This window comes from Corynebacterium sp. CCUG 70398 (assembly GCF_024454055.1).
Classification (GTDB): domain Bacteria; phylum Actinomycetota; class Actinomycetes; order Mycobacteriales; family Mycobacteriaceae; genus Corynebacterium; species Corynebacterium genitalium.
In genome coordinates, this window is sequence record NZ_JAGPYZ010000003.1 from 188529 (window position 1) to 213707 (window position 25179).

At 63.0% G+C, this 25179-nt stretch carries 24 protein-coding genes; 14 read left to right on the forward strand and 10 right to left on the reverse strand.

What is annotated here, in order from left to right; translation table 11 throughout:
- Positions 1-8 precede the first annotated feature (8 nt).
- Positions 9-692 carry a UMP kinase gene (gene pyrH / locus KBX07_RS05470; protein WP_232210339.1) on the forward strand — a complete coding sequence of 228 codons (684 nt, stop codon included), beginning with the start codon at positions 9-11 and terminating at the stop codon, positions 690-692.
- A 12-nt stretch (positions 693-704) separates the two neighbouring features.
- Positions 705-1634 carry a DMT family transporter gene (locus tag KBX07_RS05475; protein WP_256018404.1) on the forward strand — a complete coding sequence of 310 codons (930 nt, stop codon included), beginning with the start codon at positions 705-707 and terminating at the stop codon, positions 1632-1634.
- On the opposite strand, the gene KBX07_RS05480 is transcribed toward KBX07_RS05475, so the two are convergent.
- A complete protein-coding gene (locus KBX07_RS05480) occupies positions 1621-2721 on the reverse strand; it encodes an amidase (protein ID WP_256023340.1) in 1101 nt (366 codons plus the stop codon). The genes KBX07_RS05475 and KBX07_RS05480 overlap by 14 nt on opposite strands.
- A gap of 79 nt (positions 2722-2800) precedes the next feature.
- On the opposite strand from KBX07_RS05480, the gene frr reads away from it, so the two are divergent.
- The 3 genes from frr to rlmN all read left to right on the forward strand — a co-directional run bounded on the left by frr (position 2801) and on the right by rlmN (position 5448).
- Positions 2801-3358 carry a ribosome recycling factor gene (gene frr, locus KBX07_RS05485; RefSeq protein WP_005289691.1) on the forward strand — a complete coding sequence of 186 codons (558 nt, stop codon included), beginning with the start codon at positions 2801-2803 and terminating at the stop codon, positions 3356-3358.
- A gap of 4 nt (positions 3359-3362) precedes the next feature.
- On the forward strand, positions 3363-4256 hold the full coding sequence (locus KBX07_RS05490; protein ID WP_005289692.1) for a phosphatidate cytidylyltransferase: 894 nt from the start codon (positions 3363-3365) through the stop codon (positions 4254-4256).
- 70 nt (positions 4257-4326) lie between these two features.
- Positions 4327-5448 (forward strand): 23S rRNA (adenine(2503)-C(2))-methyltransferase RlmN, encoded by a 1122-nt coding sequence (rlmN, locus tag KBX07_RS05495; protein ID WP_156774825.1) that lies wholly within the window; start codon positions 4327-4329, stop codon positions 5446-5448.
- 103 nt (positions 5449-5551) lie between these two features.
- Here the strand turns inward: rlmN and KBX07_RS05500 are convergent, their stop codons facing one another.
- Positions 5552-6145, reverse strand: a complete 594-nt coding sequence (locus KBX07_RS05500; protein ID WP_256023342.1) for a DUF2631 domain-containing protein — start codon at positions 6143-6145, stop codon at positions 5552-5554.
- A gap of 154 nt (positions 6146-6299) precedes the next feature.
- On the opposite strand from KBX07_RS05500, the gene dxr reads away from it, so the two are divergent.
- The 5 genes from dxr (at position 6300) to map (ending at position 12768) form a co-directional block, all read left to right on the forward strand.
- Positions 6300-7448, forward strand: coding sequence for a 1-deoxy-D-xylulose-5-phosphate reductoisomerase (gene dxr / locus KBX07_RS05505; RefSeq protein ID WP_256023343.1), 1149 nt, complete (start codon positions 6300-6302; stop codon positions 7446-7448).
- Entirely contained in the window at positions 7439-8641 is a 1203-nt protein-coding gene (locus KBX07_RS05510; RefSeq protein ID WP_255994971.1) for an RIP metalloprotease, read from the forward strand. The genes dxr and KBX07_RS05510 overlap by 10 nt, the downstream gene beginning before the upstream one ends.
- 10 nt (positions 8642-8651) lie before the next feature.
- Positions 8652-9815: a flavodoxin-dependent (E)-4-hydroxy-3-methylbut-2-enyl-diphosphate synthase gene (gene ispG, locus KBX07_RS05515; RefSeq protein WP_005289697.1), complete on the forward strand. Its 1164-nt coding sequence runs from the start codon at positions 8652-8654 to the stop codon at positions 9813-9815.
- Positions 9816-9878: 63 nt separating this feature from the next.
- The gene (locus tag KBX07_RS05520; RefSeq protein ID WP_256023345.1) at positions 9879-11732 is read left to right on the forward strand and encodes a penicillin-binding transpeptidase domain-containing protein; all 1854 of its coding nucleotides are present in this window, start codon (positions 9879-9881) and stop codon (positions 11730-11732) included.
- Positions 11733-11895: 163 nt separating this feature from the next.
- Complete coding sequence (gene map / locus KBX07_RS05525) at positions 11896-12768, forward strand: type I methionyl aminopeptidase (RefSeq protein ID WP_256023346.1); 873 nt, start codon at positions 11896-11898, stop codon at positions 12766-12768.
- 101 nt (positions 12769-12869) lie between these two features.
- Here the strand turns inward: map and KBX07_RS05530 are convergent, their stop codons facing one another.
- The 4 genes from KBX07_RS05530 to KBX07_RS05545 form a co-directional block, all read right to left on the reverse strand.
- Positions 12870-13271 (reverse strand): hypothetical protein, encoded by a 402-nt coding sequence (locus KBX07_RS05530; protein WP_256018418.1) that lies wholly within the window; start codon positions 13269-13271, stop codon positions 12870-12872.
- A gap of 52 nt (positions 13272-13323) precedes the next feature.
- On the reverse strand, positions 13324-13680 hold the full coding sequence (locus KBX07_RS05535; protein WP_256023348.1) for a hypothetical protein: 357 nt from the start codon (positions 13678-13680) through the stop codon (positions 13324-13326).
- A gap of 227 nt (positions 13681-13907) precedes the next feature.
- Positions 13908-15320, reverse strand: a complete 1413-nt coding sequence (mtr, locus tag KBX07_RS05540) for a mycothione reductase (protein ID WP_256023349.1) — start codon at positions 15318-15320, stop codon at positions 13908-13910.
- The gene (locus KBX07_RS05545) at positions 15302-16306 is read right to left on the reverse strand and encodes an alpha/beta hydrolase (RefSeq protein ID WP_256023351.1); all 1005 of its coding nucleotides are present in this window, start codon (positions 16304-16306) and stop codon (positions 15302-15304) included. Before KBX07_RS05545 ends, mtr begins: the two co-directional genes overlap by 19 nt.
- 153 nt (positions 16307-16459) lie before the next feature.
- Between KBX07_RS05545 and mqo the strand changes: the two genes are divergently transcribed.
- The gene (gene mqo, locus KBX07_RS05550) at positions 16460-18007 is read left to right on the forward strand and encodes a malate dehydrogenase (quinone) (protein ID WP_256023352.1); all 1548 of its coding nucleotides are present in this window, start codon (positions 16460-16462) and stop codon (positions 18005-18007) included.
- A gap of 28 nt (positions 18008-18035) precedes the next feature.
- Here the strand turns inward: mqo and KBX07_RS05555 are convergent, their stop codons facing one another.
- Positions 18036-19220: a protein adenylyltransferase SelO family protein gene (locus KBX07_RS05555; RefSeq protein WP_256023354.1), complete on the reverse strand. Its 1185-nt coding sequence runs from the start codon at positions 19218-19220 to the stop codon at positions 18036-18038.
- Between the two features lie 24 nt (positions 19221-19244).
- Between KBX07_RS05555 and cobA the strand changes: the two genes are divergently transcribed.
- Positions 19245-19985, forward strand: a complete 741-nt coding sequence (gene cobA / locus KBX07_RS05560; RefSeq protein WP_256023355.1) for a uroporphyrinogen-III C-methyltransferase — start codon at positions 19245-19247, stop codon at positions 19983-19985.
- Entirely contained in the window at positions 19969-20952 is a 984-nt protein-coding gene (locus KBX07_RS05565; protein WP_256023357.1) for a class I SAM-dependent methyltransferase, read from the forward strand. The genes cobA and KBX07_RS05565 overlap by 17 nt, the downstream gene beginning before the upstream one ends.
- Here the strand turns inward: KBX07_RS05565 and KBX07_RS05570 are convergent.
- Positions 20924-21445: a thermonuclease family protein gene (locus KBX07_RS05570; RefSeq protein WP_256023358.1), complete on the reverse strand. Its 522-nt coding sequence runs from the start codon at positions 21443-21445 to the stop codon at positions 20924-20926. The two genes, KBX07_RS05565 and KBX07_RS05570, sit on opposite strands and share 29 nt — an antisense overlap.
- 8 nt (positions 21446-21453) lie before the next feature.
- Positions 21454-22173 carry a DUF1648 domain-containing protein gene (locus KBX07_RS05575; protein WP_256023360.1) on the reverse strand — a complete coding sequence of 240 codons (720 nt, stop codon included), beginning with the start codon at positions 22171-22173 and terminating at the stop codon, positions 21454-21456.
- 75 nt (positions 22174-22248) lie between these two features.
- Here KBX07_RS05575 and KBX07_RS05580 point away from each other — a divergent pair, with 75 nt between their 5' ends.
- Complete coding sequence (locus KBX07_RS05580; RefSeq protein ID WP_256023361.1) at positions 22249-23169, forward strand: hypothetical protein; 921 nt, start codon at positions 22249-22251, stop codon at positions 23167-23169.
- Between the two features lie 210 nt (positions 23170-23379).
- Here KBX07_RS05580 and KBX07_RS05585 read toward each other — a convergent pair whose 3' ends face one another.
- Positions 23380-25176, reverse strand: a complete 1797-nt coding sequence (locus tag KBX07_RS05585; protein WP_040424378.1) for a proline--tRNA ligase — start codon at positions 25174-25176, stop codon at positions 23380-23382.
- Between the last annotated feature and the right edge of the window lie 3 nt (positions 25177-25179).

Below are 25179 nucleotides of genomic sequence, written 5' to 3' on the forward strand. Positions count from 1 at the left end.
ACCGCGTCATGCTCAAGCTGGGAGGTGAGATGTTCGGCGGCGGCAAGGTCGGCATCGACCCGGATGTGGTGGAGAACGTGGCCCGCCAGATCGCCGATATTGCTCAGAGCGGCACCGAGGTGGCGGTGGTCATCGGTGGCGGTAACTTCTTCCGCGGTGCGGAATTGCAGCAGCGCGGCATGGACCGCGCCCGCTCCGACTACATGGGCATGCTGGGCACGGTGATGAACTGCTTGGCGCTGCAGGACTTCTTGCAGCAGCTGGGCGTGGACTGCCGTGTGCAGACCGCCATTAACATGGCGCAGATCGCGGAGCCGTACCTGCCGCTGCGCGCATCCCGCCACCTGGAGAAGGGTCGCGTGGTCATCTTCGGTGCAGGCATGGGTATGCCGTACTTCTCCACCGACACGACTGCTGCTCAGCGCGCCCTCGAGATCGGGTGTGAGGTACTCCTCATGGCTAAGGCTGTCGACGGCGTGTACTCCGACGACCCGCGCACCAACCCGGACGCGGAACTCTACACCGAGATCACCCCGCGCGAGGCGATCGAGAAGGGTCTCAAGGTCGCCGACGCCACCGCGTTCAGCCTGTGCATGGACAACAACATGCCCATCTTGGTGTTCAACCTCCTCAAAGAGGGCAATATTGCGCGTGCTGTCGCCGGTGAGCGCATCGGCACCCTCGTCCAGTAGGCGGCCCGGTAATTGCTAGTTGGAGCCGCCCTCGGTGTCGGGTCAGTTGTTCCTGCCCAGACTGCGGTGAACGCCCGGCTGCGTAGCAGCATCGGCGCACCGATCCCGGCATCGCTCATTTCTTTCTTCGTCGCGCTGTGCTGCGCCGCGGCGGTGGCCCTTGCCGTTTCCGGGCCGAACGTCGATTTTGCGGCGGCTGCCGCGCAGCCGTGGTGGGTGTGGATCGGCGGCGCTATGGGCGTGGTTTTCCTCACTGGCAGCGTGGTTTTGTTTCCCATGCTGGGCGCGGTGGAAACGATCATCATCCCGATCCTGGGGCAAGTGATCATGGCCCTGGTCATCGACCACTTCGGGCTGTATAACTCTCCCCAAAACGAGGCGACGTTCTGGCGCGTGCTCGGGGCGTTCGTCGTGGTGGCTGGCATTGTGACTGTTCATGTCCTGGGCACTCCCGGTTCGCAGCCGGGGCTCGGGGAGGGACGCGCTGACGCCGGTGCCGCCTGGGGATGGCGCGCCTTCGGAGTGCTCATGGGCATGTGCTCGGCTACGCAGACCGCCGTCAATGGTCACCTGGGCACTGTGCTGGGCAGTTCATTGCAGGCCGGCACGATCAGCTTGTTCGTTGGAGTTGTCCTGCTGCTTTTGCTCAGCATGCTCGAATCGACATCCCGCAAAGCCCTGCTCACCGGGATTGAGCCCGGGCCGTGGTGGATGTGGCTCGGGGGTGTCTTCGGCGCGATCTTCGTCGTGGGCATGGCCACGCTCGCACCCATCTTGGGCACTGGAACGACGGTCATTGCTCAGCTGGCCGGCGCGATCATCTGCGGCCAGGTCATTGAGGCGCTCGGGTTGTTCGGCTCGGCGCGCACGCGCATCAACGGTGCGCGTATCGGGGGGCTTGTCCTCGTCTTCGCCGGCGTGGCGATGGTCAGACTCCTCTAGCCGCCTTCCATTCCTGCCACACGTCTTCGACTTCTGCGGCGAGCGCGAGCACCTCGCTGTCGCTGGCAGTAATACCGCCGATGTGGATGGGCCCGACAGCAATCGCCGGCCCGCCAGTGAGGTTGAAAAGAGAGCACCACGGCGACCACGCAGTCTGCGCGGCGAAGCTCTCCGCTGGGCTCATCGCGGAAAAGTGACCCACCGGCGGGGGATCTGTAGCGACGGTCGGGGTGAGCAGCACATCCACACCCCACTCACGCTGCAATGCCTGCGACAATCCGGCAATATGGCGCTGATCCTCCGCGAGCTGCGCGGCAGTCACGGCGATACCTTGCTCCTTCAACCAGGAAATGTAGGCACTGTCCAGCGGGTCCACCTTCACGAACGCCTGCTGGATACGGCGGGTGAAGTGCGTAAACGTCTCTGCGGCCGCCTGATACGGGTGGAGCTTAACGACGTCGCAGCTGCCCCCGAGCACCTCCGCCGCCTGCTCAACGACTGCTATTCGGTCGGGGCTGACCACCGATTCAGTGGAGAAGAGGGGAGTGGTGAGGAGGCCGACGCGCAGGCGTCGATAAGCATTGGGCGCGTTGTGCAAGAACTGCTGGTCCGCGACTGTCGCTGTGATGAAGCCGTCGGTGGACACGGTCTTGCTGGTACCCGCGGGCTTGAAACCGACAACCTCGCATGCGGCGGCCGGAACGCGCAAAGAGCCGCCCGCGTCGCTGCCGTGCGCCGCGCGGTGCAGGCCCTCGGCGACGACGACAGCAGCCCCGGTGGATGACCCGCTTGGAGTCGCGCCCGGATAGGCAGGTGAAGTGAGCACAGGAACGTCGGGACGCTCGGCATAGATCGTGGCGCCAAGCTCGGAGGTGGCTGTCTTGCCGTTGATCGTCGCGCCCTCGCGCTGGAGAGCAGCTAAAAAGGGGCTGGTGGTCCCCGCAACGTATGTGCGCTGCGGGTTTCCGCCGGTGGTGGGCATGCCTGCGACATCGGACAGATCTTTAGCAGGGATGACCCAGCCGCTCAAGCGGCCCGTAGTTACGGGCTGCGGATCCGGGGCAAGATACGCGAAGGCGGGGTGCATAGTGTTCTACAGTCTATGACGGTAGCTGGCACTGCTAAGTTGGTAGAGAACACAATCAGGATCAGTGAAGGATGAACCCATGATCGATGACGTATTGCTCGACGCTGAAGAGCGCATGACCAACTCCGTGGAGCACACCCGCGGCGAGCTGGTGACCATCCGCACGGGCCGCGCGAACCCGGCGATGTTCAACAGCGTCATGGCGGAGTTCTACGGCGCACCCACGCCGATCAACCAGATGGCCACCATCTCCGTGCCGGAGCCGCGCATGCTGCTGATCAAGCCGTACGACCCGTCCACCATGGGTGAGATTGAAAACGCCATCCGTAACTCTGACCTGGGTGTCAACCCGACGGACGACGGCCAGGTCATCCGTGTGACCATCCCGCAGCTGACGGAGGAGCGTCGCCGTGACCTGGTCAAGCAGGCTAAGGGCAAGGGCGAAGACGGCAAGATTGCAATCCGCAACGTCCGCCGCTCCGGCATGGATGCGCTGAAGAAGATCCAGAAGGACGGCGACGCCGGCGAGGACGAAGTCTCCGCTGCGGAGAAAGAGCTGGACAAGACCACTGCCAAGTACGTCGACATGATCGACGACCTGGTGAACAAGAAGGAAGCAGAACTGCTCGAGGTATAAGCCTGTGACAGACAGCGAGGCACCAGCAGCCGGCCATTCACGCCGGGTGCATTTGCCGAAGCCGAAGAACTCCGCAGGCCGTAACCTCCCCGCCGCTATCGCGACGGGTCTCGCGCTGATCGCCCTCGTGCTGGTGGCCACATGGGTGGGTCCCGTGATGTGGTACCCCGTGGTGTGTCTCGCCATGGCGTTGGCCATGTGGGAGGTGCTCACGCGCCTGCGCGAGCACGGTTTCGGGGTGTACAGGTTCACCATCATCGTGCTCGGTTTGAGCATGGTCGTGTCCACCTGGCCGTTCGGGTACCCGGGCCTGCTGGCCACGTTCACGGTCAGTGCGCTGGCCATCATGTTCTCCCGTCTGTTCTTCCACGGGAGGAACACTCCGCCGCAGAACTACGTCCGCGATACTGCGGTGAGCATTTTCGTGCTCGTGTGGATCGGGCTGTTTGGCTCCTTCGCCGCGATGATTTCCCGGCTGGAGTCAGGGGATGTCACCGGTAGCCATTTCATCCTCACATTCATCGCGTGTGTGGTGGCGAACGACGTGGGTGGCTACGTCGCTGGAGTTCTGTTCGGCTCCCATCCCATGGCACCGGCCGTCAGCCCCAAGAAGTCCTGGGAAGGCTTTGCGGGTTCAGTGCTGTTTGGCGCGGTGACAGGCGTGTTGACGGGCATGTTCATGCTGGCGAGCCCGTGGTGGACGGGACTCATCTTTGGCGTGGGGACCGTGCTCTGCGCCACCATGGGCGACCTGGTGGAAAGCCAGTTCAAGCGTGAGCTGGGCATCAAGGACATGTCGGGGCTTTTGCCCGGCCATGGCGGCATGATGGACCGCGTCGATGGCATTCTGCCGGCCGCCGCTGCGACGTGGCTGCTGATGAGTGTCGTGGTGATCTAACGGCCGTCTCACCCGTGCCTCTGGTTGCTATTCGCTAACTGCGCTATCCCGTGCCACAATGGGGCACGTCATGAGTGATTTTCCAAAGATCCAGTTGCTGTCGCCCAAGCGCGGCATGCCGCCGAAGCACTTCGCCGACCTGAGCGAGGAAGAGCGGATTGAAGCGCTCGGTGAACTCGGCCTGCCTAAGTTCCGCGCCGATCAGATCGCGCGCCACTACTACGGCCGCTTCGAGGCGGACCCGTCCACGATGACGGATTTGCCCGCCGCGCAGCGCGAGCTGGTCAAGGATTCCCTGTTCCCGCGTCTGCTCACCCCGGTGCGCAAGGTGGAGACCGACAACGGCGACACCACCAAGACGCTGTGGCGCTTGCACGACGGCATTCTTCTGGAGTCCGTCTTGATGCGCTATCCGGGCCGCGCCACCCTGTGCATCTCGTCGCAGGCAGGGTGCGGCATGGCGTGCCCGTTCTGCGCGACCGGCCAGGGCGGCCTCGACCGCAATCTGTCCACTGCGGAGATCGTCGACCAGGTCCGTGAAGCCGCCGCGATGATGGAGGCCGAAGGCTCCCGCCTGACCAACGTCGTGTTCATGGGCATGGGCGAGCCGCTGGCCAACTACAACCGCGTCGTGTCCGCGGTGCGCCAGATTGTCAGCCCGGCCCCGCACGGCTTCGGCATCTCCCAGCGCAACGTGACGGTGTCCACGGTCGGTCTCGCCCCGGCGATCCGCAAGCTTGCCGACGAAGGCCTTTCCGTCACCCTCGCCGTGTCCCTCCACACGCCTGACGATGAACTGCGCGACGAACTCGTCCCGATGAACAACCGCTTCACCGTTCAGGATGTGCTGGACGCCGCCCGCTACTACGCGGACCAGACCGGACGCCGTGTGTCGATTGAGTACGCGCTTATCCGCGACATCAACGACCATGACTTCCGCGCGGACATGCTGGGCCAGAAGCTTCACGACGCGCTCGGCCCCCTCGTCCACGTCAACCTCATCCCGCTCAACCCGACCCCAGGGTCGAAGTGGGACGCCTCCCCGCGCGAGCGCCAGGACGAGTTCGTCCGCCGTGTCATTGCCCAAGGCGTCACCTGCACGGTCCGCGATACCAAGGGTCAAGAGATCGCAGCTGCTTGTGGCCAGCTAGCTGCCGATGAAAAGCAGGCGGGGGAGAAGGCCGGCGCTTAGTCCCACCGGGTCTCACCCCCACGTTTCCTAGCGCTATAACAACAAAACCCCGCTGAAGCGGGGTTTTTGCGTTGCGGAAGGTGCCGGCTTAAGGCTACGGGGACTACTTGTCCTCGACGTGCACGGTCTCGCGGCGGTTCGGGATCTCCGGTGCGGCAATGACCTCGTCGAAGGCGGCGCGGGTGTGAGTGGAGTGGCCTGCGCCGACGGCGGTGCGCTGGCCGGCCGGGGCCTGCTGGCGAACCGTTGCCGGGTCGATATTCAGAGCGCGCAGCTGGCTGTCCGTCAGCTCAGCGTAGGGGCCGGTCAGAGTCTTCTGCATGTAGGTCCAGTTCGGCTCGACGTGGCCGACCGGCTTGTTGTGGGCCGTCACAGTGCGGGCGGTGGACAGCTCCGGGCGGATCGCGAAGAGGATTAGGCCCAGGGCGATGAGCACGGCAAGGGAGATGAGCCAGATCGTTTCGACGTGGCCCTGGTGGTTACCGAAGTTGTAGGCGATGAGGAACGCCACAGAGATCCAGCCGGCAATCTGGATGGTGGCCGGCTTCAGCTCGCTCCAGCCGAACTTGGCAGAGGGGACATCAGCCTCGGAAACACCGTTGTAGACCTGGGGTGCGTCATCCTTAGCGCTCACAGCAAACTCCTTGCACGGAAATAGCACGGTAAATAGAAGTACGTTCCTATTATATTGGCACATCGCACCCGGTTGGGACGATTGGTCCCCCCGAATGATTGCGATCTCCAGCACGATCGGTTGACCCAGCTATCCCTTAGTTTGACCCCGCCTAGAAAGACCAGCGAAATGACCAGGGCAGCGGGGTAGAACGGTCGGCGTGTGTGAGAATGGTCGGGTGCGAAAAGTACTCATTCTCGGCTCGACAGGATCGATCGGCACCCAGGCGTTGGACGTCATAGGAGACAATCCGGAGAATTTCGAGGTAGCGGGCATCGCGGCCGCAGGATCGGATCCGCAGGCGATCATTGCTCAAGCCCGGCAGTTCGGCCTGTCAGCCGAACAAGTAGCCGTGTCTAAGCCTGAGGCGGCGCAGGTCATCTCGGAGGTGCTGGGCGGCGAAGTTCTCACCACCGCCGAGGAACTGGTGATCAGTGCGACCGCGGACGTCGTCCTGAACGCTCTCGTGGGCTCCCTCGGTCTTGCCGCCACGCTGGCGACGCTGGATACCGGGGCAATCCTGGCGCTCGCTAATAAGGAGTCCCTCGTCGCCGGCGGTGACCTCGTCCTGGAACGCGCGAAGAAAGGCCAGCTCGTGCCCGTCGATTCGGAGCACTCCGCGATGGCCCAGTGCCTCCGGGCAGGCCGCACGGAGGAAGTGTCCCGCTACGTCCTCACGGCCTCCGGTGGCCCTTTCCGCGGTTGGACGCGCGAGCAGATGTGGGATGTCACCCCGGAGCAGGCGGCCGCGCACCCGACATGGTCGATGGGGCAGATGAACACGCTCAACTCCGCAACGATGGTGAACAAGGGCTTGGAGCTGATTGAGGCGACGTTGCTGTTCGGCATCAGCCCCGACATCATCGACGTCACCGTTCACCCGCAGTCCATCGTCCACTCCATGGTCACGTTCTGCGACGGTGCCACCATCGCCCAGGCCTCCCCGCCGTCGATGAAGATGCCGATCGCCCATGCGCTGGCGTGGCCAGGCCGCGTGCCTAAGGCGCAGCACAGCCTCGACTTCACCCAGGCGATGGACTGGCGTTTTGAGCCCCTGGACGAAGACACTTTTCCCGCCGTCAAACTCGCCCGCGAGGTCTCCCGCCTGCGCGGGACGTACCCCGCCGTCTACAATGCCGCCAACGAGGAAGCTGCGGCCGCGTTCCTAGCCGGGCGGATCCGGTTTCCCCAAATCGTCGACGTGGTGGGCGACGTGCTCGACGCCGCGTCCGATTTCGCGGTTCAGGCGGGGTCGTTCGGGGAGGTTGTAGACGTCGAAAAGCAAGCGCGCGTACGGGCGAATGAGCTGGTGGACGCATGCTCGTAGGCGTCGTTGTATTCGCGCTGTGCATTGCGCTGTCGATCGCGCTGCACGAAGCCGGGCACATGCTCACCGCGAAGGCGTTCGGCATGCGCGTGCGCCGTTACTTCATTGGCTTCGGGCCCACGCTTGTGTCGCAGAAAGTGGGGGAGACCGAGTACGGTCTTGCCGCACTGCCGTTCGGAGGGTTTTGCGACATTGCAGGCATGACCGCGATGGATCCGCTCACGCCGGAGGAAAAACCGCACGCGATGTACCGCAAACCGTGGTGGCAGCGGGTGGCGGTGATGAGCGGCGGCATCATCATGAACCTGTTCCTCGGATTCCTCGTCCTCTACATCGTCGCGGTGACAGCTGGCATCCCGAACCCCTACGCCGACCGCACGCCAACGGTGGGCGAGGTCAGCTGCACCTCCGACCAGGTCGATGCGGAAACGCTCGCTGACTGCACTGGCCCCGGACCTGCTGGTACCGCCGGCATCGAGCCGGGCGACAAGCTCCTTGCTGTCGATGGACAGGCGCTGGAAAGCTTCGTCGATCTGCGCGACTACGTGCTCGAGCGCCCGGGCGAGACCATTGAACTCACTGTGGGGCGCGGTGAGAGCGAGGTGCTTATTCGCGTCCCCCTCGCCTCCGTCCAGCGCCTCGACCCTCAAGGGCAGGCCTATACGGCGGGTGCCATTGGTCTCACCAGCGCGCCCGTGAAAGACGCGGTGAAGCAGTTCGGTCCGGTCGAAGCAATCCCAGCTGCGGCGAACCTGTCGGGGGAGATGCTCCAAGCTTCTGTTGAAGGCCTAATTGCGTTCCCGGCGAAGATCCCAGGCGTAGTCACCGCGATCTTCGGCGGCGAGCGTGACGTGGAGGGCCCGATCAGCGTCGTCGGTGCGTCGCGCACCGGTGGAGAACTGGTGGAGAGGTCCATGTGGGACGTGTTTTTCATGCTGCTGGTCTCGCTGAACTTCTTCCTCGCCCTGTTCAACTTGGTGCCGCTGCCGCCGCTGGACGGAGGTCACATTGCCGTCGTCCTGTTCGAGCAGGTGCGGGACGCCTTCCGTCGCCTTCGCGGCCTGCCTCCGGGTGGGCCGGTGAACTACGAGAAACTCATGCCGTTGACCTATTTCATGGCGGCGTTGCTGCTCGGCGTGGGTGCGTTGGTCATGGTGGCGGACGTGGTTAATCCTGTCCGGCTCTTCGGCTAGGCTGTAGACCATGAATCAACCCATCGGTTTGGGCATGCCCGAAGGCCCGCCTCCGACCCTCGCTCCGCGCCGTAAGACCCGCCAGCTCTTCGTCGGCGGTGTCGGTGTCGGTTCGGAGCACCCCATCACCGTGCAGTCGATGACCACCACGAAGACGCACGACATCAACGCCACGCTGCAGCAGATCGCGCAGCTGACCGCGTCCGGTTGCGACATTGTGCGTGTGGCCTGCCCGAAGACGGTGGACGCTGAAGCGCTGCCGGCCATCGCGCAGAAATCCCCGATCCCGGTCATCGCCGACATTCACTTCCAGCCGAAGTACATCTTCGCTGCGATTGAGGCAGGGTGCGCTGCCGTGCGCGTCAACCCCGGCAACATCAAAGAGTTCGACGGCCGCGTTAAAGAGGTCGCCCAGGCAGCCGGTGACGCTGGCATCCCGATCCGCATTGGTGTCAACGGTGGTTCCCTGGACCAGCGCCTGCTGCAGAAGTACGGCAAGGCCACCCCGGAAGCGCTCGTGGAGTCCGCCTTGTGGGAGGCGAGCCTGTTTGAGGAGCACGGGTTTGGCGACATTGCCATCTCGGTGAAGCACTCCGACCCGGTGCTCATGGTGGAGGCCTACCGCCAGCTGGCTGAGCAGTGTGATTACCCGCTGCACCTCGGCGTGACGGAGGCTGGCCCGGCTTTCATGGGCACGATCAAGTCCTCCGTGGCCTTCGGTGCGCTGCTTGCCGAGGGCATTGGTGACACCATCCGTGTCTCCCTGTCCGCTGACCCGGTCGAGGAGATCAAGGTCGGCGACCAGATCCTCCAGTCGCTCAACCTGCGCCCCCGCAAGCTGGAGATCGTGTCCTGCCCGTCTTGTGGCCGCGCCCAGGTGGATGTCTACTCGCTCGCCGAGGAGGTCACTGCTGGCCTCGAGGGCATGGAGTACCCGCTGCGCGTCGCCGTCATGGGCTGCGTTGTCAACGGTCCCGGTGAGGCCCGCGACGCCGACCTCGGTGTGGCATCCGGTAACGGTAAGGGCCAAATCTTCGTTAAGGGCGAGGTCGTGGAGACCGTGCCGGAGTCCAAGATCGTGGAGACCCTCATCGCTCACGCAGAGCGCATCGCCGAGGAAGAGGGCCTCGAGGAGATCGAGGGTGCCAAGGCTGAGGTCAAGGTCACCAGGTAGACCTTCGACCCGCTCAGAGTGGCAGCGTGGGAGAACTTTGCCGCGCTGCTATTTTAAACTCCCATGGAATCCAGGCTGACAGTGCGTGTTGCGGGGATCCTCGCTGTGCTCGCACTCGCCTTCGGGGTGGTGGCCTGCACACCGAAACCGAACCCCGCTCAGCCAGTGGCCAACGACTTCCTCGAAGCATTGCAGGAGCTCGATTACGACGCGATGTCGGAGCTTGTCGACGACCCCGACACCGCCATCCCCTCTATCCAAGCCACCGTCGGCGGCCTGCAGATGGAGGGTGTCACCGCCACGTTGAACCACGTGGACCAGCAAGAGAACATCGCCACGGCGACCTACACCTTCGACTGGCAACTTCCGCGCGGCCGCAACGTGTCCTATGACGCGTCGATGACCTTGACCCAGTCCAACGATGATTGGACGATCCGCTGGCAGCCCTCGATCCTCCACCCGCGGCTTGGTGCCAGCCACCACTTGGAGCTGCGTACCGTACCCGCCGATCAAGCAAATGTGGTCTCCTCCGATGGAGTGGCACTGCTCAGCCCCGGCATTGCTTACCGTCTGCTTGTGGACACCGAGGCAGTGCGCAACCACGCCGAGGTTGCCTCAGCCGTCTCCTCCGCGTTGGAGAAGGCCCATGCCGAGGACTCGTCTGTGCCCACCCGAGAAGCCGGCGAGCTGCAGAGTTCACTCTTGTCCGTCACCGGTGTCTACTCCGTGGCGATGATTCCGGCTGGCACGCACAAGATCGTCCAAGACGTCCTTAAGGGCACCCCGGGTGTGCGGCTCAACGAAGAAGCCTCAATGGTCAACAACGACCCATCTTTTGCTCCCGACATCATGGCCCGCGTTGGCGAAGTCGTCCGCGATGACCTTGAAGGCGACTCCGGGTGGAAGATCGCCGTTGTCAACGAAAACGGTAATGAGATGGAGGATGTGGAGTTTCATGAGGCGCGGCCGTCGCCGTCGATAAGCATCAGCTTGTCGCATGAAGTGCAGACGGCGGCGGAGAAAGCCCTCGAGCCGATCAACGGGCAGAAGGCGATGATCGTGGCCATTCGCCCGTCGACAGGGGAAATTCTCGCTGTGGCGCAGACGAAAGCCGCCGATGAAGACGGCAACCTGGCCATGATGGGGCAGTACCCGCCGGGATCGACGTTCAAGATCATTACCTCCTTCGCCGGAATGGAGAAGCAGGGGCTCACGCCGGAGTCGGTCGTGCCGTGTCCGGGATCGATGGATATCTACGGGCGCGTGGTCAACAACTACGCCGGATTCGGCCTGGGCAATGTGCCAATGGACACTGCGTTTGCGCGATCGTGCAACACCACGTTTGCCGACATTTCCACGAGGCTCGAGCCGGGGGAGCTGCAGAGCGTGGGCAAGCAGTTCGGTATGGGGATCGACTACGAGATTCCGGGGTTGGAATCCATGACTGGTTCCATCCCCGTCGGCGAAGAACCGCTCGACCGCACGGAAGCCGGGTACGGCCAGGGCCTCGACCTTGCCAGCCCCTTCGGCATGGCGCTTGTCTCCGCTACTGCCGCGCGCGGGGAGACGCCGATGCCGTACTTGATCAAGGGGGAGGAGACCAAGGCCAGCGAGACGGCCGCGAAGCCGAACCCTCAGGCTATCGACGGTCTGCGCTCCATGATGCAGTCCGTTACCGGGCCGGGTGGCACCGCAGGCGGCATGGGCGCCGGCGGGGACATCCGCGGAAAGACCGGTGAGGCCGAGATCAATGAAGGATCCCACTCCTGGTTCACCGGATACCGTGACGACGACATCGCCTTTGCCACCCTCATCGTTCTCGGGGGCGGGTCCGAGGCGGCGGTGGCAGTTACCGACGCGATGTTCCGCAACATTGATGAGCCGGGGCCGGAGGCGGGAGCGCCGAAGCCCGAGTAACTGCAGGGGCGGGCGCGGGTCTCGCCGGTTGTACATTTTCAGTATCGCCTTCCGAGCCTTTTCCGGCTGGTTCTGGGCCAGTTTTCGGGCTGAAGGGCGATACTAGAATGCTGCCTCGGACCCGCCCCGTTCGGTTTTGGTGCGCGGGACTAACATGGCCCGCATGAACCCACGAGGAAAACTCACCCCCGGCAAGCCGACCCCGCAACTCGAGGTGCCTGCGGACATTGAACGCCCTGAATACGTCTGGAAGAGCGAGGCCCAGGAGAATGTCGGCGAGCCGGTCATCCAAACCCCGGAGATCATTGAGGCGATGCGGGAGGCGTCCCGTATCGCGGCGAACGCTCTCGAAGCGGCTGGCGCTGCCGTTGCCCCCGGTGTGACGACGGATGAGATCGACCGCATCGCCCACCAATACATGATCGACCACGGTGCTTACCCGTCAACGTTGGGTTACCGAGGCTACCCGAAATCCACCTGCGTCTCGCTCAACGAGATCGTGTGCCACGGCATCCCGGATACGACCGTGATCCAGGAAGGCGACATCGTCAACATCGACGTGACCGCCTTTAAGAACGGAGTACACGGTGACACCAACGCGACCTTCCTCGCCGGCGAGGTTGCCGAGGAGCACCGCCTCCTTGTCGAACGCACTGAGGAAGCCATGATGCGCGGCATCAAGGCCGCCAAGCCTGGCCGCCAAATCAACGTCATTGGGCGCGTCATCGAGGCCTACGCAAAGCGCTTCGGCTACAACGTGGTCACCGATTTCACCGGCCACGGTGTCGGCCCGACCTTCCATAATGGCCTCGTCGTCCTGCACTACGATTCCGATTCCTACACCGATGTCCTCGAGCCCGGCATGACCCTGACGATCGAGCCAATGATCAACCTGGGCGAGTTGCCGTACGACATCTGGGACGACGGCTGGACCGTCCAGAACCGCGACGGTGAGTACACCGCGCAGTTCGAGCACACCATCGTCATCACCGACCACGGCAACGAGATCCTGACCATTCCGGACTCGCAGCGTTAGTCCGCAGGCCTGGTGCTGCATCGCATGCGCACGAAGAAAGGGGAACCGCCGAAGCGGCTCCCGTTCTTCTATGGGAATCTAGAGCGAATCTAGAAGTCTGTTTACCACGGGATCTGCGGCAGGTAACCGTTGTACAGAGCCCAGTTTCCAGCACCGATGACAGCGCCGATGCCGGCCAGGATGGCGACGATGTTGAAAGCCTCACGCCAGATGCGTGCCCACTGCGGCATGTTCTCCGGGTTCTTGAAGAAGTCATTGCTGTTGGCGGCGGTGTCAGCGTTGGTGGCGTGACCGATCTTGGTGACTGGGTTCTGCTCGCCGAGCTTCTGGATCAGGTCCTTGCGGGTCGAGTCGTTGCCATCGTTACGGAAACCGGTGGTGCTGGAACCAGAAGTAGCCGCCGGCTTTGGTTCGCCATCAGCGGCGATTGCGACGGAGGTGCCACCAAAAGCGACGGCGGTAGCGGTTGCGGTTGCGAGGGCAGCGTGGCGGAACTTGCGCATGTTATTTCCTTACTACTTGAAAGATGAATTGGTTGTGGAAGTTCGCACGCAGCTACTTAGCGAACGGACCGTACTTGATGAAGTTGTCGATCGGACCAGCGATCGCTGCGATCACTGCGACGATGCCAAGGATCCAGGTGCCTGCGTAGATCGCTTTCCAGGAGGAAGGAACCGCGTCCCAGTTCGGCTTCTGGCCGAAGATCTCACGGCCGTTGATCTCGGTTTCCTTCTTCTCGGAAGCTTCGCTCTCGTTCTGGCCGTTGGTTTCCTGGTCGGTAGCGTCCTGGTTGGCGCCCGGTTGGGTGTTGGTCTGGTCGGTGTTCTCCTCAGCCGCTGCAACGGAGGTGCCGCCGAAGGTCAGTGCCATCGCGGTAGCGCCGGCGAGTGCGGCGTTGCGGAACTTACGCATAATACGAATCCCTTTCTGTGGATCTAGGTGGGGGCAAGTGGAACCAGGCTTCAAGCAAGATTGGAGTTTGCTGGAAGTCTGATCCACTTTCCAGAGAAACATACTAGCGCATGGCAGGCTGCTTTGCCTACATGACCTGGTAATTTTCAGGTTCTGATGTGTCTCTCAGGAACCTGGACGGCTGCCAGGGAGCGTACAGACTGCGCGGATTGAGCGGCGGTGGAACCTTAGACCGGCGGAAACTCGAAATCGAGACCCAGAATCGCGTTCTCCGTGACCTCCACGAGGGCAGGGTGAATCCAATACTCGCGACGCGCCACGTCACGCAAATCTAATCCAAAACTTATGACGGTGATCATCTGTTGGATCAGAGTCGCGGCTTGTGGGCCCATGTAGTGAGCACCAAGGAGTTTGGCGGTCTTCTTGTCGGCAATGAGCTTGACGGCGCTGGTGGAATCCTCCAGGGCCCAGCCATAAGCGACGTCGCCGTAGGACTGGATCTTGGTGGTCACCTCGTACCCCTCGTCGCGCGCTTGCTGCTCGGTGAGACCGACAGATGCGATCTGCGGGTAGGTGAACACTGCGGACGGAACGTGGTCGTGGGGGAGTTTGACCAGATCGTCGTTGAGAAGGTTGTGGCGCACTGCGCGCAGTTCCGCATTAGCGACGTGCTTGAGCATGTGCGGGGACGAGACGTCGCCAATAGCCCACACGCCCTCGCAGGTCGTGCGGCCATACTCGTCAACCTTGATGCGGTGGTCGTCATGCATCTCAATCCCGGTGGCATCCAGGTTGAGACGGTCGCCATTGGCCACGCGTCCGGTGGCAACGAGGAGAGCATCGGAGGTGAGGGTGGAGCCGTCGTCAAGCGTGAGCGTGACGCCGCTGCTATCGTGCGATGCGGAGGAGACCGTTCGACCCACGTGCGTTTCGTAGCGTGGAGCTGCCAGAGCGTTGAAGCGGTCGTGGATGTCTTTGTCTAAGTGGCGCATGAACGGCGAGCGGTTCACAATGCGCACGTGTGTGCCTAGCGACTGGAAGACGTGGGCGAACTCCATCGCAATGTAGCCGCCACCGAGAATAGTGAGCGTCTTCGGCTGCTCCGGAAGACGCATGATGTCCTCGTTGGTGTGGAACGGTACACCGGAGTCGAGGATGACCTGTGGAATGAACGGGCGGGAGCCGGCGGCGATGAGGATCGTGTCGCCGGTGATCGTGGCGGGCTCACCGTCGATCGACGTGGTCAGCGTCTTTGGGCCGACGAACTCCGCATGGCCGTTGTAGAGGGTGATGTTCGGGCACTCCTCGCCGCGGCGGTACTCCTCGCCGGAACGGGAGATCACGTCGACGCGGTGGCCGAAGACACGGTCGACGATGGCCGGCCAATCCGCACCCTCGAAGGTGGTGTGGATGCCGAGCCGCTCCGAGTTCGCGGCAGCAGCTGCAGTGTCGGCGGCGACAACGTACATCTTCGTCGGAATGCAACCGGCGTTAAGGCAAGTGCCGCCGAACTGCGGGTTCTCCTCAATCAGCGCAATGGATTTGTCGTCGAACTCCGGACCGGGCAACGAGTTGCCGGAGCCGGAACCGATGATGATCAGGTCGTAGTGGGTCGGGTTTGTCACAGGTTCTCCAACCATTCGTCGAGGGTGTCAAACGCCTTTTGGCGGGCGTGCGGGAGGGATAGGAAGACGTCGTGAAGGGCACCGTCGATAGGCTTGGTCTCGTTGTGTTTGTCGGAGACAAACGGGGCCCAGTGCTTGATCTGCTCGACATCAAGGACCGTGTCAGCTGAGTCGGCAGCGGCCGAGTAGGGCTTACCCAGGTAGGAGTCGGCCGAGCACAGCGTCAGGGTAGGCACGCCTGCGTCAACAGAACCCTCGTGGATACGGTCCTGGCCGACCATGACGGCGCGCAGCCAGCCGAGGTATTTGTCGTGGCCGCCAATCGCCTTCTTCTCAGTATCGAAGTCCCAGTGGCCGTGACGGCCTTTATAAATGGACTCGCCGTACGTGCCCTCGCCGACGGAAGGAAGGCGCAGGTTGGGGAACCTCGCGCCGAAGACGTTGACCACGGGCTTGAGCGCCTTCACCGCCCAGCCCGGGAACTGCATGTCCAACCAGGGGCTGTTGAGCACTTGGCCGGCGATTTGCTGGTGCGTGCGCCAGTCATGGCGGCGGACGTGGTCGATCCACAACGGGACGATAAGGCCACCGGTGGAGTGGGCGAGCGGAATAACGGCGCCGTGCTTGGCGGCGAGGAGCTTCGTCGCTGCGGTCAGCTCGTCGTAGTAGTAACGCAGGTCAGTGGTGTAGTGCCAGCGCTGGCCTTCCTTGTGGGCGCGGCCGCACTTGCGCAGGTCGATCGCATAGAACGGGTAGCCGAGCTCCTTGTAATGCTTGGCGACGTGCTCCTGGAAGAAGTAATCCGACATTCCGTGCACCCACAGCAGAGCAGGTTTGCCGGTCGGCTCATCCGGCTGGGACTGCACGAGGACCGCGGCGACCTCGCCCTCTCCGTCTGGATCACGGCCTAGGGGGAGTGTCGCGCGCAGAAAACCATCGAGTTCGTCGTCGATCCAGTTCAATGAGTTCAGGTCGGTAGCGTCGAAGTCCATGCTGTCCATCCTAGAGCGCGTCCTGAAGCGTGTCCTAGGTCTCTTCTTGGCGCCACTGTGGGCGCGAGCTGATTTGCTAAGGCGTTGTTACTCGCGTGGAATGGAGGAGGAGTAGAATGCGGAAAAGCATTCAAAGGTGACAAGATCAAAGAGGTCATAAAGGTGTCAGCAACCCAGTCCCAGCAGTCCAAGAAGAACACCCAAGGGGACGAGGTTGACGTCCTGCTTATCGGTGCCGGAATCATGAGCGCCACGCTCGGCGCGATGATCCGCCAGCTGGAGCCGAGCTGGTCCCAGCTGATCTACGAGCGTCTCGACGGCGCATCCCTGGAGTCCTCCTACCCGTGGAACAACGCGGGTACTGGCCACTCCGCGCTGTGCGAGCTCAACTACACGCCGGAGAAGAACGGCCGTATCGATGTTTCCAAGGCCATCAACATCAACGAGAAATTTCAGGTGTCTCGCCAGTTCTGGTCCCACCAGGTTCTCGAAGGCGTGTTGACGGACCCCACCGCGTTCATCAACCCGGTCCCGCACGTCTCTTTCGCCCAGGGCGACGATCAGATCGACTATCTTCAGCGCCGTTACGACGCGTTGAAGGACAATTACATGTTCCCGGACATGGAATTCACGACCGACCGCGACAAGTTCGCCGAGGTGCTGCCACTCATGGCGAAGGACCGCGACTTCGACAAGGAGCCAGTCGCGATCTCCTGGACCACGGCGGGTACCGATGTCAACTACGGTGCGCTCACTAACCAGTTCATCGACCACGCTGGGCAGGTAGGCACGGAGGTCCGTTACGGCCACGAAGTGACCAACATCAAGAAGAAGGGCAACTTCTGGCACGTCACCGCCAAGAACCTGCACACCGGTGAGAAGGAGACCACCCGCGCACGCTTCGTCTTCGTCGGCGCCGGCGGTTACGCGCTGGACTTGCTGCGCAAGGCTGGCGTGCCCGAGGTCCGCGGTTACGCTGGTTTCCCGATCTCCGGTGCGTGGCTGCGTACCACCAACCAGGAACTGGTCAAGCAGCACCAGGCCAAGGTTTACGGCAAGGCGAAGGTCGGTGCTCCGCCGATGTCGGTACCGCACCTGGACCTGCGTGTTATCGATGGCAAGCAGTCCCTGCTGTTCGGGCCCTTCGGTGGCTGGACCCCGAAGTTCCTCAAGAAGGGGTCCTACCTGGATCTGTTCAAGTCCATCCGCGTCGACAACATTCCGTCCTACCTGGGCGTTGCCGGCTGGAACTTCGACTTGGTCAAGTACCTCGTCGAAGAAGTGTTCAAGCCTTTCGACGGCCGCGTTGAAGACCTGCGCGAGTACATGCCGTCTGCTGACGGCAAGGACTGGGAAGAGGTCATCGCTGGCCAGCGCGTCCAGATCATCAAACCGGCCACCCCGCCGCACTTCGGCTCCCTCGAGTTCGGTACCGCTCTGGTCAACGATCAGGACGGCACGATCGCCGGTATTCTCGGCGCTTCCCCGGGTGCGTCTATCGCCCCGGCTGCAATGCTCGAGCTGCTCGAGCGCTGCTTCGGTGAGCGCATGATCGACTGGAGCGAGAAGCTCTACGACATGATCCCGACCTACGGCAAGTCCCTCATGCGTGAGAAGAGCGTTTACGACGAGCAGTGGGCGTACACCCTGAAGACCTTGCGCCTCGACGAGCCTCGGGAGTTTTCCGGCACGACCAGCGCGCACGACTAAGCTATCGGTAGGCGTGATCTAGCGTCAGCTATGTCCCGCAGAAGCTGACAAACGGGATATCGCCTTCGGGCTCGGCCATCCAGTCCGGGCCCGCTTTGTCGTTATAGGGGTCAGCAACGGCTGCGAGCAGCTCAAGGTAGGACTCGACTGTGCCTTCTTGTTCCGCAGCGGTGATAGCCCTCTCCAGCATTTGATTGCGGGGAATGAAGACTGGCCCATCGCGGTGCTCGCGGTTGTAGGCGGTGATGTCCTCAGCGGCAGCGAGAGCGTCCGGATCGAGAATGTGCTTCTCCCAAGCGCTCTCCCAGGTCGGCTCAACTTCCGCGAGCACTTCGCGCAGTGCGTCCTCATTGCTCACGGGAAGCAGCGCCTCGGCGAGGCGGGCGAGGTTCCATGCCATGATGTTGGGCTGGTTGCCAAAGGCGTAGCGCCCACCCCGGTCAATGGAAGAGAACACTGCGTCACCACGGAACTTCTCAGTGAACGCGCACGGCCCATAGTCGATGGTCTCGCCAGACAGGGCGGTGTTGTCGGTGTTCATCACACCGTGGACGAAGCCGATGCTCATCCACTGCGCCACAAGGTCGAGCTGGCGCTGCATGACGGTGGACAACAGGTCCTCCGGATCCTCGAATCCAGCAGCGGCAACCACGTCGCGCACTAGCTCGTGCGAGCGCATGGCCGCGTACTGCACGGAGCCGACACGAAGGTGGCTGCGCGCCACCCGCACCACGATGCCGCCCGGGATGTGCCCCTGCTGGCGCAGCACCGTCTCCCCAGTGTTCAGCACGGCCAGCGAGCGGGTGGTCGGGATGCCCACTGCATGCATGAACTCACTGACCAGGTACTCCCGCAGCATCGGGCCAATCGCACCGCGCCCGTCCGAACCGGGCCGTGAAAACGGAGTCGGGCCGGAGCCTTTGGCCTGGAACTCGTAACGTTCATTCGCGGGATGGGGGTTGGGGAGGAGGAGGGCGCGACCGTCGCCAAGCATGGGCACGAACTGGCCAAACTGATGCCCGGCGTACGCAATGGCGTGGCCGCCGCTCGCCCCAGTGAGCCACGCGATGCCGTCTGTGCTGCGCAGCCAGGCGGAATCCAAGCCGAGCTCCGCAGCGAGTGGCTCGTTGAGCACCACGATCTGTGGGTCAGGAAAGTCCGCGCCGCGCGCGGGGATGGCCATGTCGGGGAGTGCGTCGACAATGTGAGGCATGGCCCTAGCCTAGACTTGATCGCCATGACGAACGGACACGTGACCCTAGTCGGCGGCGGCCCGGGCGAGTGGGACCTGATCACTGTGCGCGGACTGCGTGCTCTTGAAGCGGCGGATGTGATTCTCACCGACCACTTGGGCCCCACGAATCAGCTTGACCAGTTTCTTGACCTCACCGGCAAAGACGTCATTGACGTGGCCAAGCTGCCGTACAAAAAGCAGGTCGCACAAGAACGCATCAACGAGCTGCTGGTCACCCACGCCCAAGACGGCAAGTGCGTCGTGCGGCTCAAAGGCGGGGACCCGTATGTATTCGGCCGTGGTTTCGAGGAGCTGCAAGCCTGCGCTGCCGCCGGCGTCCCGTGCTCAGTTGTCCCCGGTGTGACCAGCGCGACGTCTGTCCCCGCAGCAGCCGGCGTGCCTGTCACACAGCGCGGGGTCACCCATTCCTTCACGGTCGTCTCCGGCCATCTCGCACCCGGTGACCCGCGCTCCCTGGTCGACTGGGACGCTCTCGCGCGCGTCGGCGGGACCATCGTGGTCATCATGGGCGTGCGCCAGGTGCGCCCCATCACGCGTGCGCTTATCGACGCAGGCCTGCCCCCTTCCACCCCCTCCACCGTCATCCAAGACGGCGAAACCGCAGACCAGCGGCAATTCCGGGCGGCGCTCGGGGACTTAGCGGACGTCATGGAGCAAGAAGGCGTGACCAACCCGGCTGTGTACGTCATTGGGGAGGTGGCTGGCCTTGAGGTCCTTGGATAGCCTCATCCTCGAAGTCGCCGATCTCTCTACGCCTGGGGCTGTTGTCGTGTGCGATGACCCGACAGGTGACCTGGTTGCTGCTGCTCTGGAGACGGGGGCACCGGTGTACTGCGTTGATGCCGACTACACCCGCGCCCACGCCGCGAACGCAGCTGGCGCCGTTGTCGCCGGCATCGACGGCCCCTTGCGTGCCGATGAGTTCCTGGTCTCCCGCGCTCCTGCGGGGGCCGTGGCCGTGGGAGAAATGCCAAAGTCTTTGGGCCGGCTCGACTATCTCGCGCGCTCACTGGCTTCGGCTGGTGTCGGCCGAGTGGTGTTCGGAGGGAACAACAAGCATCTTGCCCGTTCGATGAACGACGAGCTTGCTTCTTCCTTCGCGGAGGTAGCTGCCTCGCGAGGCCGCGGCAAGTTTCGCTGCCTCATCGCGTCAGGGCCGCGCGACGTTGCCTACTCGCCGGTGGAAGCAGGCGGGTTCACCGCCGTCGGAGGAGTGTTCTCCGGCGCGCGGGAGGACTACGGCGGGGCGCTGCTCACGTCCACGCTCCTGGATTCCAAGGCGGAACTGGGGAAGGTGCTGGATTTGGGGTGCGGGAACGGGAGCGTCGTCAAGCGACTGCTCGAAGCGGGAGTCGATGCGACCGCGACGGACGCTGATGCTGACGCCGTCCTCTCCACCCGTGCTCTGGGCATTGAAGCGACCTGGGATGATGCAGGTTCGCAGTGGGAGGCGGGGACTTTTGACACAGTCGCCCTGAACCCGCCGTTTCATGACCGCGCAGGCGTAGACGCGACGCTGGTCCAACACCTGCTTGATGCCTCTGCGCGCCTGTTAGCGCCTGGCGGTCAGCTATTCATGGTGCATAACTCGCACCTGCGCTACCGCGGCGAGGTTGAGGCGCGGTTCACGTCCGTGGAGCAGGTGGCACGGAACCAGAAGTTCACCGTCCTGCGTGGCACTCGGGGCTGAACATCCCCAACTGCGCTTGGCGGGCGGCGGCCTCCGCCGACTGCATGCGCGAATAGTAGGTGTCATTCGACTGATAGACCACAGCGCGCGCTAGCCCCTCTTCGACCAGAACCTCGTTGATGAAGACGTCCCCGTCGAACACCGCGGCGAGGTCGCGCCCGTACTGGTCCTGGCGCTCCTTGTCGTAGACGAGGGTGACTGTTGAGCCGACGGGAGCAAGCTCCTCGAGACGCTGCGCAGCGGCGCTGCCCATGCACTCCTCAGGCTGACCGTCACGGGCGAGCTCCGGGGCATCGATGTTGAGCAGACGCAGCCGCAGCCGATCACCGCCGGAGTGGACGATAAGGGTGTCGCCATCGACAACCCGCTCCACCTTTGCGGTTTCGCCATCGGCCAGAGCTGGGGTCGGAGTGTCTTCCTGCAGCGTCATCTCGAGGACGACGCCAAAGACAATCAACAAAGCGGCGAGAAAACCGAGAGCAGTTTTGCGCATGCTTACCCTTAGATGAACACTGCCACGAAGACGACTACGAATGCAGCCAGCATCAGGAAGGTGCGCTGCCGCACCGGCTTATGAGCCCAGTTCATCTCCACGTTCGCGTTATTGAACGGCGAAATCTGCATCACCATCGGGTCGTTCGGCTCTTTGTACACACCTATTGCGCTGCCATAGCCGAAGTGCTTCTTGCGCTCCACTTCGTCCTCATCGGTAGGCATTTCAGCCAGGACGTTTTGCCATTGCAGCATGCTACGGAAGAGGTTGACCATTGCTGCGCCGATGGCCACGATGAGCACCACCACGCCGACCCCTTCAGGAACCCGGAAAGCGGGCAGGCTCATCGTGATCTGCAGGAAAGCACTCGAGATGGCCACCGCGAGGGCCATCCACGCCATCGCCCGGTCCTGACTGGCCAAGAAACGCGCCGTCTTGTCCGCCGCCGTCTGTGAGAACGGGATGTCGGAACTGTCGGGGACAGGCATGCGTCGATAAGCAAAGGGCGCTTTGGGGCCCGACACCCACAGTGCGAACGTCAACAACGCGGCGAACCACACACCAAACGTCGCCGACTTCACCGATTTCAGATCCGTGCGGTTGACCGTGCCATCAAACCCAGTCTGCATGGGGACTTGGTCGGGAATCTGGTCGAACTGCAGCATGATGAACACGAACGCAGCCAATGAAACCAGCAGAGACGCGATGTAAATGTGCCGGGTGCGCATTGTTTCAGGTTAACAGGGAACCGAAAGGGGGTCGGGAGCGGTCTAACGAGGTAAGGCTAAGTGTTAGGCGGAACCTTGAAGAAGAATCGTGCGGAAGAATTGTTGTGGATGCTCGTGGATGTGCGCGAGGCATCCCGGGGGCACACAGAGTTGCTCCAGCGGCTCGTGGACGGGGAACTTATCGCGCTCTCCCGCCAGTACGCTATCGAAAGAACAGTCCTTACCAAGCTCAAATACCACGAAAAACAATGGCTCCGAGCAGTAGCGGTGGGTAAAACAATGAACAAGGCTGTCCTGAGCGGAAGGACAGCTGCGCGAGTTCTCGGGATGTGGGTAGTCGCAACCAGCACGGAACAAGCCGAGCTGATGCTGCCGTCCGGAGCAGTGCCGGGGAAGCACAAATGGGGAAGAGGGACCGTGTACAGAAAAGGGGCTCCATCCGATACCGAAGTGCTAGACATCGACGGGGTGCGGGTAACCGACCACGTGCGGACCGCCTTCGACATTGCAGTGACTCATGGGTTCAAAGAAGGACTCGTCGCATTCGACTGGTTGCTAATGACCGGCACGGTGACCAAACGCGAACTCAAACGGCGCATACAGATGATGCGCGGCCGACGAGGAGTACCAGTCCTACGGCAGATCCTGGCCTACGCAGTAGACAACTCGCAATCGGCCTACGAGAGCTACGCTCGAGCGCTTCTCATCGAGGACGGGATTACCTGCATCCGAACCCAGGTGCAGATCGGACCGTTCACGGTGGACATGATGATAGGCCGCTTGGGTGTCGAAGTGGACGGTGAAGAGAAGTACGACGGCGTCACCTACAAACCGCTAGATGAGACCCTGCGCAGAGAAAGAGATCGAGCCGTCTACATCCAGAATCAAGGCTATCCACTACGGCGGGTTCAGCCAGCTGAGCTACTCCGGGATCCCGGCGGGTTTGTGGGGATGGTCAGGGAAGCACTGATGGGGATCGAGAACGGTGCTGCGTAGCGGTCTGCGGTCGGTGGTTCGCCGTTGGTGGTTCGCCTTCGATGGTTCGCCGTTCCGCAAAACCCCTGGTCGCGCTAGAAGACGAACCATGATCGGCGAACCGTGCGAGGCTCGCTGGCCGGGCCAGCGTGCGGGCGGACGGACCAGTGTGCGGGCGGCCGGGCCAGCGTGCGGGCGGCCGGGCCAGCGTGCGGGCGGACGGACCAGCGGCTAGCGGGCCGCGGCGATGAGCTCCTGGACGCGGGAAACAATCTCGTCAGCCGGCACCTCGAGGATCTCCCCGCCATTCTCGCCGCCGCGGATGCGCAGCTCGATGATGCCGTCGGCAAACGAGCGCCCAAGGATGACGATGAACGGCATGCCCAGCAGCTCGGCATCTTTGAACTTGACGCCGGGGGAGACTTTGGGGCGGTCGTCGACAAGCACGTCGATACCGGCGGCCTCGAACTCGCCGACGAGGCGCTCGCTAGCTTCCATCGCAGCGGCGTCCTTGTTCGCCACCGCCAGGTGTACCTGGTAGGGGGCGATTTCGACAGGCCAGACCAGGCCTTTGTCGTCGTGAAGCTGCTCAGCGATCACGGCGAGCATGCGGGTCACGCCGATGCCGTAGGAGCCCATCGTGGGCACGGCGCGCTTGCCGTTCTCGTCGAGGATCTGCACGTCCATGGCTTCGGTGTACTTGCGGCCGAGCTGGAAGATGTGGCCGAGCTCGATACCGCGCGCCAGGCGAAGGGTGCCGTTGCCGGTCGGGGAGGGGTCACCCTCTTTGATCTCTGCGGCTTCGATGTAGCCGTCGATCTCGAAGTCACGTCCGGCGACGAGGCCGACGACGTGCTGCTGCGCAGCATCGGCACCCGTGATCCACGAAGAGCCAGCCACCACTCGCGGGTCGGCGAGCACGCGCACGCCGTTAGCGTTGAGGCCGCGCGGGCCGACATAGCCCTTGACCAGGAAGGACGACTTCGCGAAGTCCTCGTCGGAGGCAAGCTCAAACGCCGCGGGCTCGAGCGAGGCTTCAAGGCGCTTCTCGTCCAAAGCGCGGTCACCGGGCATGAGGATGCCGGTCAGCTGCGGTCCGACAGGCGTGCCATCCTCAGAAACAACGCGCGGGTCATCGATCTTGACCACCATGCACTTGAGCGTGTCAGCGGCGGTGACTTCACGGTCTTCGACGTTCACACCGGCCGAGTTGGCCCAATCCACGAGCGACTCGATCGTTTCGGACGCCGGGGTTTCGTGGACAACCGCCTCCGGCAGCCCCTCGACCGGACGGTCTGCAGGGGCGATCGTCTGCACAGCCTCCACATTGGCAGCGAAGTCGCCTGCAGTGGACACCACGAAGGTGTCTTCACCGTTGTCGGAGTAGGCGAGGAACTCCTCGGACGCGGAACCGCCCATGGCGCCCGACGTAGCCTGGCAGATCTCGTACTTCAGGCCGACACGGTCGAAAATCGCCTGGTAAGCACGACGGTGAGCAGCGTAGGACTCGGACAGTCCCTCGTCGGTCATGTCGAAAGAGTAGGAGTCCTTCATCACGAATTCACGGCCGCGCAGGATTCCGGCGCGCGGGCGCGCCTCGTCGCGGTACTTGGTTTGGATTTGGTACAGCGTGACCGGGAAATCCTTGTAGGAGGAGTAAAGATCCTTCACAGCGAGGGTGAACATCTCCTCGTGCGTCGGCCCGAGCAGCATGTCCGTTCCCTTGCGGTCCTGCAAGCGGAACAGGTCGTCGCCGTATTCGGTCCAGCGGTTGGTCGCCTCGTAGGGTTCGCGCGGTAGCAACGCGGGGAAGAGCAGCTCCTGGGCGCCGATGGCGTTCATCTCTTCGCGCACAATCTCCTCGATGTTGCGCACGGCCTTCAACCCCAGCGGCAGCCAGGAGTACACGCCCGGCGCGGCGCGGCGAATGTACCCAGCGCGCACCAGCAGCTTGTGGCTGGGCACTTCGGCGTCGGCGGGGTCTTCGCGCAGCGTGCGCAGGAACAGGGTGGAGAGGCGTGTGATCATAAG

Excerpts from the sequence above, each read along its gene's own strand:
- ispG (WP_005289697.1), top strand. The coding sequence starts at position 8,652 with ATGAATCAACCCATCGGTTTGGGCATGCCCGAAGGCCCGCCTCCGACC.
- frr (WP_005289691.1), top strand. The coding sequence starts at position 2,801 with ATGATCGATGACGTATTGCTCGACGCTGAAGAGCGCATGACCAACTCC.
- KBX07_RS05480 (WP_256023340.1), bottom strand. The coding sequence starts at position 2,721 with ATGCACCCCGCCTTCGCGTATCTTGCCCCGGATCCGCAGCCCGTAACT.
- KBX07_RS05500 (WP_256023342.1), bottom strand. The coding sequence starts at position 6,145 with ATGTGCCAATATAATAGGAACGTACTTCTATTTACCGTGCTATTTCCG.
- pyrH (WP_232210339.1), top strand. The coding sequence starts at position 9 with ATGCTCAAGCTGGGAGGTGAGATGTTCGGCGGCGGCAAGGTCGGCATC.
- KBX07_RS05570 (WP_256023358.1), bottom strand. The coding sequence starts at position 21,445 with ATGCGCAAAACTGCTCTCGGTTTTCTCGCCGCTTTGTTGATTGTCTTT.
- cobA (WP_256023355.1), top strand. The coding sequence starts at position 19,245 with ATGACGAACGGACACGTGACCCTAGTCGGCGGCGGCCCGGGCGAGTGG.
- mtr (WP_256023349.1), bottom strand. The coding sequence starts at position 15,320 with ATGGTTGGAGAACCTGTGACAAACCCGACCCACTACGACCTGATCATC.
- KBX07_RS05520 (WP_256023345.1), top strand. The coding sequence starts at position 9,879 with ATGGAATCCAGGCTGACAGTGCGTGTTGCGGGGATCCTCGCTGTGCTC.
- KBX07_RS05510 (WP_255994971.1), top strand. The coding sequence starts at position 7,439 with ATGCTCGTAGGCGTCGTTGTATTCGCGCTGTGCATTGCGCTGTCGATC.
- KBX07_RS05535 (WP_256023348.1), bottom strand. The coding sequence starts at position 13,680 with ATGCGTAAGTTCCGCAACGCCGCACTCGCCGGCGCTACCGCGATGGCA.
- KBX07_RS05530 (WP_256018418.1), bottom strand. The coding sequence starts at position 13,271 with ATGCGCAAGTTCCGCCACGCTGCCCTCGCAACCGCAACCGCTACCGCC.
- map (WP_256023346.1), top strand. The coding sequence starts at position 11,896 with ATGAACCCACGAGGAAAACTCACCCCCGGCAAGCCGACCCCGCAACTC.
- KBX07_RS05575 (WP_256023360.1), bottom strand. The coding sequence starts at position 22,173 with ATGCGCACCCGGCACATTTACATCGCGTCTCTGCTGGTTTCATTGGCT.
- rlmN (WP_156774825.1), top strand. The coding sequence starts at position 4,327 with ATGAGTGATTTTCCAAAGATCCAGTTGCTGTCGCCCAAGCGCGGCATG.
- KBX07_RS05555 (WP_256023354.1), bottom strand. The coding sequence starts at position 19,220 with ATGCCTCACATTGTCGACGCACTCCCCGACATGGCCATCCCCGCGCGC.
- KBX07_RS05545 (WP_256023351.1), bottom strand. The coding sequence starts at position 16,306 with ATGGACAGCATGGACTTCGACGCTACCGACCTGAACTCATTGAACTGG.
- KBX07_RS05585 (WP_040424378.1), bottom strand. The coding sequence starts at position 25,176 with ATGATCACACGCCTCTCCACCCTGTTCCTGCGCACGCTGCGCGAAGAC.